A 10,711-nucleotide genomic window follows, 5' to 3' on the forward strand; every position below is an offset into this window, starting at 1 on the left:
GCGGTGTTCATGCCCAATCGGACAGCGACAGTTTCAGCTCGGCTTCAAAGCCCTTGCTGGACCGCAGCGGCACCGTAAACACATTCGGCGCCTGTTGAGTGATGCCAATTGAGGTGCTGCGTGCCACATCCAGCTCGGCCTGGTTCTTGGGGCCGCCGGCCCACTGGTCGTCACTCCAGACATAACGCAGGCGCCAGCTGCCATCCTCGGCGGGCCGTGCGAACAGCACCAGCGTGTTGCGGAACAGGTGCTCGCCGGGAATGTGGTTCTTCAGGAACAGCGCGCCATCAACCTGGTAGCCGGCATTGGTCACGGCCAGGTTGATGGAGAAGGCGATCTCGCTGCCGGCCATGATCCTGCTGCTGTCCAGGAACACCGAGAACAACACCGGCGAGCGTGCCTGCGCGCGGATGCTGCCGTCGGCGTTGAACATCTCGTTGTACTCGCGGCGGATGGCACATTGATTGGCTTCGGTGCGCGAGGTCAGTTCGTAGGTATAGGCGCCGCGCGGTGCCACCGTTGCCTCGATGTAGTACGAGGATTCGATTTTCTTGCCGCGCTTGCGCGCGGCTTCGATCTCCGGCGGAAACGGCAGCGCCGTGATGTCCAGCTGCGCGGTGGCGCAGGTATCGCCGAACAGGAACCGCACCAGGTTCTGGTAGCCCTCCTCGGAATTGACGATGCCGAAGTAGCCGCTGTGGCTGCGGTTGACGAACGCACGCGGTGCGCCTTCCACATAGGCATTGGCAATGCGCACCAGGCCATCGCTCAACGAGCCCACCGCGAACGATGACAGGCCATGCGCTGCGGCATAGTCGCGGCTGTTGGTGCCGATCAGGCAGAACATCCGCTCGGGCGGGAAGCCCGAATCGCCCAGCGTATTGACCTTGTCCCTGGGCACCTTCAGGTACTTGCCCATGGTGCTGCGATTGAAATTGTTCATGTCGTTGATCGACAGCAGGCTGGGCACGTTGATGCCGGCCACGTCGATGCCGTTGTGCGGCGTGGCATAGGTGAACACCTTGTCCACCATGGCCCGTGTTTCGGCGGTGCCAACGTCCGGGTTCTGCAGCAGGCAACGGCAGATCAGCCCGCCCATCGAATGCGCCACGAGATACACGCGGAACGCCTTGCGCAGGGCCGCGTTGTCGCCGCAGATACTGTCGCGCAGTTCCAGGATGCGGCGCCCCAGGCTGGTGGCCGCATCGGCAATGGAGGGCGTTCTGCCATCGCCGAAAGCCGGGTCGGCCGGATCGTAGTAACGGTGGATGACGATGCAGCGCGGCGAGATGCGGCTGCGGCGCTCGGCACCGAACTCATAGACATCGCGGTAGTTGTAGTCCTTCATCAACCGCACCAGCGGCGACTCGAACACGAACTTCACGATCGAGCCGTCCTGCGCCTGGCGCATCTTGGTCGAACCGGCCTCAAAGCCCATGAACGGCGTGGAGGTGGTTTCAACGATCTCATCGCGGGTCATCGCGTAACCGCGGACGTAGATGATCGGGAAGTACGGACGTTCGATGCGTTCCATGGTCGATCCCTGTGTCGGTGGCATCTTCGCCCCATGCGCGGATGCTCACTCTGGCTGGTAATGCCTGATGATGCACCTCAACGGTCTTGCTGGCTGCGATCCAGTTGACGGTAGCCGATGGCTTCGCTCAGATGACTGCGCGCGATCCCGGTGCTGCCGGCCAGGTCGGCAATGGTGCGGGCAACCCGCAGGATGCGGTGCATCGAGCGTGCCGAGAGCTGCAGGCGTTCGATGGCCTGTTCCAGCAGATCATGGTCCGCCGAACCCAGGCCGCAATCACGCAGGGTCTGTGCCTGGTCAAGATGGGCATTGGCGATGCCAGCGCGCTGCAGCTGCCGGGCACGGGCCTGCGCGACGCGCTCGCGCACACAGGCGCTGCTTTCCCCGGCAGGTGCATCGCCGCGCAATGCCGAAGGCGCCAGACGCGGCACCTGCAGGTGCAGGTCAATGCGGTCCAGCAGCGGCCCGGAAATACGCGCGCGGTAGCGGTTGATGGCATCAAGCGAGCAGCGGCAGCGGCCGCTGCTGTCGCCGGCCCACCCGCACGGGCAGGGATTCATGGCCGCGACCAACTGGAACCGCGCCGGGAACTCGATGCTGCGCGCCGCGCGGGAAATGGTGACGCTGCCCGACTCCAGCGGCTCGCGCAGCACTTCCAGTGCGTGCCGGTTCCATTCGGGCAATTCATCCAGAAACAGCACCCCGTTATGCGCCAGGGAGATCTCCCCGGGGCGCGGATGCGAACCACCGCCAACCAGGGCCACCGCGCTGGCGGTGTGGTGCGGGGCCCTGAACGGCCGCTGCCGCCAACGGCCGGGGTCCACGCCACGGCCGCTGACCGAGGCGATGGCCGCCGCTTCCAGGGCTTCGCTGTCGCTGGCCTCGGGCAGGATGCCGGGCAGGCGGGAGGCCAGCAGTGTCTTGCCACAACCGGGCGAGCCGAGCAGCAACAGATGATGGCCGCCAGCGGCGGCGATCTCCAGTGCACGCCGCGCCTGCAGTTGCCCGCGCACATCGGCCAGATCGGGTTGGGCCAGCGGCTGCAGGGGCGGCAGTTGTACTTCCGGCAGGGTCTTGTCACCGGCCAGTGCCGCGCAGACTTCCAGCAGCGTGCGTGCGGCATGGACGCGGGCGTGCTGGGCCAGCGCCGCTTCGCCGGCATTGGCGGCCGGCACGATCAGGGTGCGTTGCGCGTCGGCTGCGGCAATGGCCGCGGGCAGGGCGCCGTCGACCGCGCGCAGTTCGCCGGTCAGGGCCAGCTCGCCGATGAATTCATGGCCGGCCAGAGTGGCGTGGTCGATCTGGCCGCTGGCGGCGAGGATGCCCAGGGCGATGGGCAGATCAAAACGCCCGCCGTCCTTGGGCAGGTCGGCGGGCGCAAGGTTGATGGTGATGCGGCGGGCGGGGAATTCAAACTGTGCGCAGAGCAGGGCAGCGCGTACCCGGTCCCGCGATTCACGCACGGCCGCTTCGGGCAGGCCGACGATCTGGGTGGAGGGCAGGCCGCCGGACAGGTGGACTTCCACCTGCACTGCCGGTGCATGCACACCGGCACGGGCGCGGCTGTGCACCAGTGCCAGGCTCATGGCCGGGCTCAGGCGCTGGGCGGCGTGGGGTTGTGGCTTTCCAGCGTGGTGACGGCCTGTTCCAGTGCGTCGAGCTTTTCACGGGTGCGCAGCAGCACGGCGCGCTGCACTTCAAACTCCTCGCGGGTAACCAGGTCCAGCTTGGTCAGCCCTGCCTGCAGCGCGGTCTTGAAGGTGGCTTGCAGTTCTTCGCGCGAATCGCGCAGGCCACGCGGCACCAGGTCGCTGAGACGACGGGCGAGTTCATCGATGTGGTTGAGGTCGATCATGGCAGGTCTCCGCATGGGTCGGGCGAGCCTAAAGGGCCCGGCTTTCGCGGCGAATCGGTGTCCGTAATGGCAGGGCGTAAGGATAAGCCGTAACGCCGACCCAGGCACGCGCCTGGCAGGGCGCAAGTCAGCCTGAGTCCAAGGTATCCTGCGCCCAGAATCCCGGAGGAAGCGACCGATGAAGATGATCATGGCCATCGTCAAGCCGTTCAAACTGGACGACGTGCGTGAAGCGTTGGCCGAGCGTGGCGTGGCTGGCATCACCGTTACCGAGGTCAAGGGTTTTGGCCGCCAGAAGGGCCACACCGAGCTGTATCGCGGTGCCGAATATGTGGTCGATTTCCTGCCCAAGGTGAAGATCGAGGTGGCCGTCACCGATGCCCAGGCCGACGAGGTGGTGGAAGCCATCGTCAAGGCGGCCGGCACCGGCAAGATCGGCGATGGCAAGGTATTCGTCTACGACCTGGGCAGCGTGGTGCGCATCCGCACCGGCGAAGTGGACGCCGACGCGCTTTGACTCAGTGGCTGTAGCGGGGAAGCGGGCGTCTGGAGCAACTTCAGAGCACCCCTCCCCAGCCCTCCCCCTGGCGATGCCAAAGGGAGGGGGCAGAAACGGGGACTCCGTAATCTAACCGTTCAAGCATCCCGCTCCCTCTCTTTCGCCAAAGCCGAAGGGGAGGGCTGGGGAAGGGTTGGCTTTCCGCCTTCAATCAGGCAGTAAGGCCTCAGCCCTGGCGCTTGATCCGCCGGTACAGCTGCTTCCAGGTGCGGCGCAGGCCTTGCACCCAGCCCGGTTCGGCCAACTGGGCGGCCTGTTCGGCGGAGGGGCGCTGCCCGGTCAGGCGCTGGCGCATCTTCACCAGGTTCTTCATGTCGCTGCGGCGCAGCTGGCGGGTGATGGGGCTGTTGCGCAACCAGCGCGGCCAACGCAGCGCCGAAGTGAAATCCAGCAGGACAGGAACACCGGCGCTGATCATCACATTGGTGCCGTGCAGATCGTTGTGGGTGATCCCGGCCGCGTGCAGGCGTGCCAGCGCACCCTGCAACTGGTCGAAGACCTCCTGGCTCACGCCCTGCACACTGGCGGTGAGCGTGTCGCCGGGGATGTATTCCATGCCCAGCGCCAGCCCGCCCAAGGTGCCGAGCAAGGCCGGGGCATGCTTCCAGCCCTGCAGACGGCGCAGCACTTTGGCTTCATGACGGACCAACAGGCGCGCCAGCGGAGAAAGAGGGGTTCCCCGATAGCGGCGGTAGTCCTTCACCACAGCGGGGCGGCCATCAAGCTGAATGCGGTATACGTCCGGCTCAAGCAGGCGCTCGCCGCGCTTGAGCAATTGATCGGCTGGAACGAGCGGCGTTTCGCCGTCGAAAGTAGGCAGTGTGTTCATGAAAACCTTCCTGACGCGGCGGCGCGGGAAGCGTCTTGAAATGCCGGTCTTGCGATGCCCAGCAGGGCTGGAAATGTGCGGCGAATTATAAAACTGAACAGTCCATCAATTGCTGAATGTAAAAAAAATGTAGGAAAATTCCGGCGGAAAGCATCGTTGCACCGGCGCTACCTCTGCAGAACGGCCGCCGGCCCCATGTTTGTCCGCACTCCCGGCGACCACGCTCCCGCGCTGGGCTGTAGGTGCTTCCCCCTGTTTACTGACTCCGGCTGCGGCCGGGAGGTCGAATGATCAAGTTCGTGCTGGCAGCGCTGTTCGTGGCCTGCGTGCTGTACATCCATTTCCGCGGCAAGGTGCGCGCGCGCTGGTCGCGCCAGTTGCTGGACCACTCCAGCTTCATGGCGCCGATCAACGTGGTCATGTACCTGTTCTCCAAGGTGCCGACCACGCCGTTCCTGGACCCGGGCAAGGAGTTCCCGCAGTTGGAGCTGCTGCGGCAGAACTGGCAGGTGATCCGCGATGAAGCCGTGGCCCTGCGCGATGCCGAGAAAATCGCCGCCGCCAGCAGCTTCAACGATGCCGGTTTCAACTCGTTTTTCCGCCGTGGCTGGAAGCGCTTTTACCTGCGCTGGTACGGCCCGGCGCATCCGTCGGCCAAGGCGCTGTGCCCGCGGACGGTGGCGTTGATTGAATCCATTCCCGAGGTGCGTGCGGCGATGTTCGCGCAGCTGCCGCCGGGCAGTGAGCTGCGTCCGCATCGTGATCCATTTGCCGGTTCGCTGCGGTTGCACCTGGGCTTGAGCACGCCCAATGACGACGGCTGTTACATCGAGGTGGATGGCATCCGCAAAAGCTGGCGTGACGGTGAGTGGATGATGTTCGACGAGACCTACATCCATCACGCGCACAACGAAACCGACCAAGATCGGGTGATCCTGTTCTGCGACATCGCCCGTCCCCTGCGCTTCGGCTTGCCGACGCTGTTCAACCGCGCGGTGGCGGCCACACTGCTGGCCGGCGGTGCGTCGCCGAACCTGCCGGGCGATCCCACCGGCGGGGTCAACAAGATGTTTGGCGGTATCTACAAGATCCGCCTCAAGGCCAAGGCGCTGCGTGCGCGCAGCGCATTGGCCTACCACGCCATCAAGTGGGGCCTGGTGGTGGCGGTGATTGCCGGCATCTGGGCGCTGTAAGCCTGCGGGGCGGAAGGCCGGATACAAAAAACCCCGCATTTCGCGGGGTTTTTGTTGGCAATGACGGCGGGCTTACTCGCCCAGCGCCTTGGCCACGAACGGCGGGCTGACCAGCGCGCCGGTGTGCAGCGGGGCGGTGTAGTACAGCGTGTCGAACGGCTTGGCGGCCGAATCGGCCTCACGGAAACCGAAGCCGAAACCGGCCTGCTTGCTGGCCACGGTCACCGACCACCAGCCGGTCGGGTAGCACGGCTGCGGGAACGGCAGAGTCTTGAACGACTGGAAGCCGGCCTTGCCCATTTCCGAACGCATGTCCTTGATCAGGTCCAGCAGCGCCAGCGGCGATTCGCTCTGCTGCACCAGCAGGCCGTCGTCCTTCAGGGCGCGGAAGCAGCTTTCGAAGAAGGCCTTGTTGAACAGGCCTTCGGCCGGGCCGACCGGATCGGTGGAATCCACGATCACCACGTCCACGCTGCCCGGGGCGCAGTTGGCCATGTAGGCCACGCCGTCGTCGAACAGCAGCTCGGCGCGTGCGTCACCGTTGGATTCGCACAGTTCCGGGAAGTACTTCTCGGCCATGCGCGTGACCTGCTCGTCGATATCGCACTGGGTGGCGCTTTCCACGCCCGGGTGCTTGAGCACCTCGCGCAGGGTGCCGCAGTCGCCACCGCCGATGATCACCACGCGCTTGGGCGCGGCGTGGGTGAACAGCACCGGGTGGCTGATCATCTCGTGATAGAAGAAGTTGTCCTTGGTGGTCAGCATCATGGCGCCGTCGATGACCATCAACTTGCCCCAGTCGGTGCTGTCGTAGATCTCGATCTTCTGGAACGGCGACTGCACTTCGTCCAGCTTGCCGGTGATGCGGAAACCAATGGCCGAGCCGGTCGGCTGGAAGTGTTCGATGAACCAGTTTTCGTTGGAGGTCATGATGATTCCCGGATGCAATGGACTTTTCCCTTCCCCCGCGGGCGGGAGAAGGTGCCCCGAAGGGGCGGATGAGGGCAGCGGTGAGCCTGCCACGGCAGGGTTTCACCCGTAATCTGGCCCTGAGCCCCGGCTCTGTCAGGCCGGGGGTAAGGCGCGGTCGCGGATTGTAACGGAGCCTTGCCCCGCAGGCGTTAGAATGCGCGTCCTTTTCATCCACAGTCAGGAGTTGTTACGCCGATGAGCGATTGGTCCCTTGACCAGGCCCGCAAGACCTATTCGATTCCGCATTGGTCCGACGGGTATTTCGATGTTGATGCCGCAGGGCACATCGTGGTGCGCCCCACCGGCGCGCAGGGGGCGGCGGTTTCCTTGCCGCAGATCGTCGATTCGGCACGCGCCGCCGGCGCCAAACTGCCGCTGCTGGTGCGTTTCCCGGACATCCTGGGGCAGCGCCTGGGCAAGCTGCAGAGCGCGTTCGCGCAGGCGCAGGCGGACTGGGACTATCCGGGCGGCTACACCGCGGTCTACCCGATCAAGGTGAACCAGCACCGTGGCGTGGCCGGCACCCTGGCCAGCCACCACGGCGAAGGCTTCGGCCTGGAAGCCGGCTCCAAGCCGGAACTGATGGCGGTACTGGCGATGAGCCGGCCGGGCGGGCTGATCGTCTGCAACGGCTACAAGGACCGCGAATACATCCGCCTGGCGCTGATCGGCCGCAAGTTGGGGCTGCAGACCTATATCGTCATCGAGAAGCCCTCCGAGCTGAAGCTGGTGCTGGAGGAGTCCAAGGCGCTGGACGTGAAGCCGGGCCTGGGCGTGCGCATGCGCCTGGCCTCGCTGGGTGCCGGCAAGTGGCAGAACAGCGGTGGCGACAAGGCCAAGTTCGGCCTGTCACCGCGCCAGCTGCTGGACCTGTGGAAGGCGTTGCGCGACACCGAATACGCCGACTGCCTGAACCTGCTGCATTTCCACATGGGCAGCCAGATCAGCAACGTGCGCGACATTGCCAACGGCATGCGCGAAGCCACGCGTTACTTCGTCGAGCTGTCGCGGCTGGGCGCCAAGATCACCCACGTGGACGTGGGCGGTGGCCTGGGAGTGGACTACGAAGGCACGCGTTCGCGCAGTTTCTGCTCGATCAATTACGGTCTCAACGCCTACGCCAGCAACATCGTGCAGCCGCTGGCCGAAGCCTGCGAGGAACATGCACTGACGCCGCCGCGCATCATCACCGAATGTGGCCGCGCGATGACTGCGCACCATGCGGTGTTGATCGCCAATGTCTCGGAAGTGGAACAGGCCGCTGAAGGCCGCGTGCCCGAAGCGCATGACGACGAGCCGGCCGCCATCCGCCACCTGCGCGAGATCCATGAGGAACTCGACCAGCGCCCGGCGGTGGAGTTGTTCCAGGAGGCGCAGCATTTCCATGCCGAAGGTTTGGCAGCGTATGCACTGGGCCAGATCGACCTGCCGCAGCGTGCGCGCATCGACGACCTGTTCTACGCCATCGCCAACGCCGTGCGTGCGCGCCTGAGCTACGACGAAAAGAGCCATCGTCCGGCACTGGATGAATTGAACGATCGTCTGGTCGACAAGTATTTCGTCAACTTCAGTGTGTTCGAGTCCATTCCCGATGCCTGGGCGATTGACCAGGTGTTCCCGATCATGCCGATCCAGCGCTTGAACGAGCGCCCGGACCGCCGCGGCATCGTCGCTGACATGACCTGCGACTCGGACGGCATGGTCAAGACCTACGTCGAGAACGAGAGCCTGGACAGCTCGCTGCCGCTGCATTCGGTGCGCCACGGCGAGAGCTACCGCATCGGCTTCTTCCTGGTCGGCGCGTACCAGGAAATCCTCGGCGACATCCACAACCTGTTCGGCGATACCGACGCCGTGGAAGTGGTGGTGGACGCCGACGGTTATGCGATCACCCAGCAGCGCCGTGGCGACACCACTGACGTGATGCTGGACTACGTGGGTTACAGCCTGGCCGATCTGCGCGCCTCGTACCGCGAGCGTGTAGCGGCGGCAAATCTGCCGGCCGAGCGTGCAGCAGAGCTGGACGCCGCCCTGGAAGCAGGCCTGACCGGCTACACGTATCTGTCGGATGAGCCGTTGGGCTAACAAAGAAAACGAGACCAGATGCCCCTCTCCCGCATGCGGGAGAGGGGTTGGGGGTGAGGGCAGGTTCACATCGCCACGGCTCGTCTTCAGTCGTCTGCAAACAAGCGCCCATCACCATGCGCCTTGTCCAGGTATGCGGCCAGGCCCAAAAGTGCGAATCCGTACACAACGACGCTACCCACGATCTTGAACATGTCTGTCTCCTTGTTTGAAAGGCCGGGTGCTGAAAACACCCAGGGTTGAGCCAATGGTGAGGTCTGCAAGCGACAACCCATGTCGCCTGCATTGAGAAGCATCAGCGGCTGCGGGTGTTTTGAGAAAGATGAGCTGCCACGATCTCAAGCAATCCGGCACGCCGTTCTTCCACCGTATCTTCGCGCCCACAGTTTGGGCAGGACGGGAAGCGGCTGAGCCCTGGAAGCCGGCAGTCGCCAATCTGCATCGGCAGTGACTTCTTCCAATCGCAGTTGCGGCAATAGAAAGTGATCGGTGGGCTGGGAATAGCCATTGAAAGCTCCTGTCTGCGCCGAGGCAGGCGAGGGGGATTCTCGGGATTTGATCAGCGCCAGCCCATGGTCTTACGCAGCGCTGCACTGTTGATGGCTGTGTCTATGCCATCATCGAAACTGATTTCAAAATCTGCCTCATCATCCTGGATGAGATAGACGTCGTATTCGATGTCCTGCTCCACAAGCTTTGCGTCGCTGCCGATCAGGCTAATTTCCAGCGTCGCGGCACATTCATAACGGTCGACATCCTTGTCGTATCCCAAGGTCTGGATGCTGCGCAGTCGATATTCGACCAGCGGCCGCAGTTCCTTGCCGTAGGCGGACTTTTCGAAAGCTTCCTCAATGATGTCGCCGAGTAGATGCCGACTGTCGCTGCTGCTGCACTCCGGTGCGCCGCTGCAGCCGCTGAGCACCAGCAGCAGGCTGCAGGCACCAATGACACGAGTAGCGCAGATCAAGGCGTCGCCTCCGGTGTGCTGACAGCTCTGTCACAGGGTGCAGCCGCCGACTCGGCGTCGAGGATCGGTAGCTGTGTGGCGAAGAAGCTGGACGCGACCAAAGCGTTGACCAGGATGTAACTGCAAAGTCCAACTTGCAGCCAGGCGTTGATGGAGAAAGCCAATACCAGACCAATAGCAGCCAGCACGGCGGTGACAACGAAGTTGACGCCACCGGCCTTTCGCGAGCGTGCCAGCGCCACCGCCTGTCGCCACCAGAAGCCCTGCTTGTAGCGGCGTCCCTTGGCAATGCCAAGGTTGTAGCGCTGCACGTTGATGCCGCGGATGAAGGCATAGACCTGCAGCGGCAGGATGACAAACAGGTTGAACAGGAAAAACAGGACTGCCAGAGCTTCCATCAGAGCACCCTTTTGAAGGCAGCCGGATTGGCTGCGTTGGGGGAATGATGGGAAGCCATAGCGACAGATCGTGTCGCCATACGTATTTCCTTTGGGGCTGTCGTAGATAAGGCTGGATTCCAGCCCACTCCTTCAGCGTCTTGAGTTGTTGTTTGTGGGTTCCGCAGTTGAAGCGGAACTCACATTCTTTGAGGAACAACGGGAAGCTTGTCGCCGTCCCGTAAACTTGATCCAGGCATTTTTAGAGGTCTCCGGGCAAACTAGCCCCAAGGAGCCCCCCGATGCGCAAGAGCAAATTCACTGAGAGTCAGATCGTTAC

11 protein-coding genes and 1 pseudogene are annotated in these 10,711 nt (G+C 63.8%); 3 read left to right on the forward strand and 9 right to left on the reverse strand.

Annotated features, from left to right (window positions below; translation table 11 throughout):
- Window positions 1-7 precede the first annotated feature (7 nt).
- The 3 genes from ACVOLO_RS16185 to ubiK all read right to left on the reverse strand — a co-directional run bounded on the left by ACVOLO_RS16185 (window position 8) and on the right by ubiK (window position 3,389).
- Window positions 8-1,534, reverse strand: coding sequence for an esterase/lipase family protein (locus ACVOLO_RS16185; protein WP_481571347.1), 1,527 nt, complete (start codon window positions 1,532-1,534; stop codon window positions 8-10).
- A gap of 77 nt (window positions 1,535-1,611) precedes the next feature.
- On the reverse strand, window positions 1,612-3,120 hold the full coding sequence (locus ACVOLO_RS16190; RefSeq protein ID WP_481571348.1) for a YifB family Mg chelatase-like AAA ATPase: 1,509 nt from the start codon (window positions 3,118-3,120) through the stop codon (window positions 1,612-1,614).
- Window positions 3,121-3,128: 8 nt separating this feature from the next.
- Window positions 3,129-3,389, reverse strand: a complete 261-nt coding sequence (ubiK, locus tag ACVOLO_RS16195) for a ubiquinone biosynthesis accessory factor UbiK (protein ID WP_481571349.1) — start codon at window positions 3,387-3,389, stop codon at window positions 3,129-3,131.
- A 178-nt stretch (window positions 3,390-3,567) separates the two neighbouring features.
- On the opposite strand from ubiK, the gene ACVOLO_RS16200 reads away from it, so the two are divergent.
- Window positions 3,568-3,906 carry a P-II family nitrogen regulator gene (locus tag ACVOLO_RS16200; protein WP_057635941.1) on the forward strand — a complete coding sequence of 113 codons (339 nt, stop codon included), beginning with the start codon at window positions 3,568-3,570 and terminating at the stop codon, window positions 3,904-3,906.
- A 208-nt stretch (window positions 3,907-4,114) separates the two neighbouring features.
- Here ACVOLO_RS16200 and ACVOLO_RS16205 read toward each other — a convergent pair whose 3' ends face one another.
- Window positions 4,115-4,777 (reverse strand): RIO1 family regulatory kinase/ATPase domain-containing protein, encoded by a 663-nt coding sequence (locus ACVOLO_RS16205; protein ID WP_481571350.1) that lies wholly within the window; start codon window positions 4,775-4,777, stop codon window positions 4,115-4,117.
- Between the two features lie 287 nt (window positions 4,778-5,064).
- Between ACVOLO_RS16205 and ACVOLO_RS16210 the strand changes: the two genes are divergently transcribed.
- Window positions 5,065-5,970, forward strand: coding sequence for an aspartyl/asparaginyl beta-hydroxylase domain-containing protein (locus ACVOLO_RS16210; protein ID WP_481571351.1), 906 nt, complete (start codon window positions 5,065-5,067; stop codon window positions 5,968-5,970).
- A 72-nt stretch (window positions 5,971-6,042) separates the two neighbouring features.
- On the opposite strand, the gene speE is transcribed toward ACVOLO_RS16210, so the two are convergent.
- Window positions 6,043-6,900 carry a polyamine aminopropyltransferase gene (gene speE / locus ACVOLO_RS16215; protein ID WP_481571352.1) on the reverse strand — a complete coding sequence of 286 codons (858 nt, stop codon included), beginning with the start codon at window positions 6,898-6,900 and terminating at the stop codon, window positions 6,043-6,045.
- Between the two features lie 237 nt (window positions 6,901-7,137).
- Here speE and speA point away from each other — a divergent pair, with 237 nt between their 5' ends.
- On the forward strand, window positions 7,138-9,027 hold the full coding sequence (speA, locus tag ACVOLO_RS16220; RefSeq protein WP_481571353.1) for an arginine decarboxylase: 1,890 nt from the start codon (window positions 7,138-7,140) through the stop codon (window positions 9,025-9,027).
- A 295-nt stretch (window positions 9,028-9,322) separates the two neighbouring features.
- Here the strand turns inward: speA and ACVOLO_RS16225 are convergent, their stop codons facing one another.
- The 4 genes and pseudogenes from ACVOLO_RS16225 to ACVOLO_RS16240 form a co-directional block, all read right to left on the reverse strand.
- On the reverse strand, window positions 9,323-9,535 hold the full coding sequence (locus tag ACVOLO_RS16225) for a hypothetical protein (RefSeq protein ID WP_481571354.1): 213 nt from the start codon (window positions 9,533-9,535) through the stop codon (window positions 9,323-9,325).
- Window positions 9,536-9,586: 51 nt separating this feature from the next.
- Window positions 9,587-9,994, reverse strand: coding sequence for a hypothetical protein (locus ACVOLO_RS16230; RefSeq protein ID WP_481571355.1), 408 nt, complete (start codon window positions 9,992-9,994; stop codon window positions 9,587-9,589).
- Window positions 9,991-10,392, reverse strand: a complete 402-nt coding sequence (locus tag ACVOLO_RS16235; RefSeq protein WP_481571356.1) for a hypothetical protein — start codon at window positions 10,390-10,392, stop codon at window positions 9,991-9,993. Before ACVOLO_RS16235 ends, ACVOLO_RS16230 begins: the two co-directional genes overlap by 4 nt.
- A gap of 115 nt (window positions 10,393-10,507) precedes the next feature.
- Window positions 10,508-10,600: pseudogene (locus ACVOLO_RS16240) on the reverse strand (IS1595 family transposase); the annotation flags it as partial.
- Between the last annotated feature and the right edge of the window lie 111 nt (window positions 10,601-10,711).

It is taken from the genome of Stenotrophomonas sp. STEN056 (assembly GCF_056759635.1).

Excerpts from the sequence above, each read along its gene's own strand:
- speE (WP_481571352.1), bottom strand. The coding sequence starts at position 6,900 with ATGACCTCCAACGAAAACTGGTTCATCGAACACTTCCAGCCGACCGGC.
- ACVOLO_RS16200 (WP_057635941.1), top strand. The coding sequence starts at position 3,568 with ATGAAGATGATCATGGCCATCGTCAAGCCGTTCAAACTGGACGACGTG.
- speA (WP_481571353.1), top strand. The coding sequence starts at position 7,138 with ATGAGCGATTGGTCCCTTGACCAGGCCCGCAAGACCTATTCGATTCCG.
- ubiK (WP_481571349.1), bottom strand. The coding sequence starts at position 3,389 with ATGATCGACCTCAACCACATCGATGAACTCGCCCGTCGTCTCAGCGAC.
- ACVOLO_RS16205 (WP_481571350.1), bottom strand. The coding sequence starts at position 4,777 with ATGAACACACTGCCTACTTTCGACGGCGAAACGCCGCTCGTTCCAGCC.
- ACVOLO_RS16225 (WP_481571354.1), bottom strand. The coding sequence starts at position 9,535 with ATGGCTATTCCCAGCCCACCGATCACTTTCTATTGCCGCAACTGCGAT.
- ACVOLO_RS16235 (WP_481571356.1), bottom strand. The coding sequence starts at position 10,392 with ATGGAAGCTCTGGCAGTCCTGTTTTTCCTGTTCAACCTGTTTGTCATC.
- ACVOLO_RS16185 (WP_481571347.1), bottom strand. The coding sequence starts at position 1,534 with ATGGAACGCATCGAACGTCCGTACTTCCCGATCATCTACGTCCGCGGT.
- ACVOLO_RS16190 (WP_481571348.1), bottom strand. The coding sequence starts at position 3,120 with ATGAGCCTGGCACTGGTGCACAGCCGCGCCCGTGCCGGTGTGCATGCA.
- ACVOLO_RS16210 (WP_481571351.1), top strand. The coding sequence starts at position 5,065 with ATGATCAAGTTCGTGCTGGCAGCGCTGTTCGTGGCCTGCGTGCTGTAC.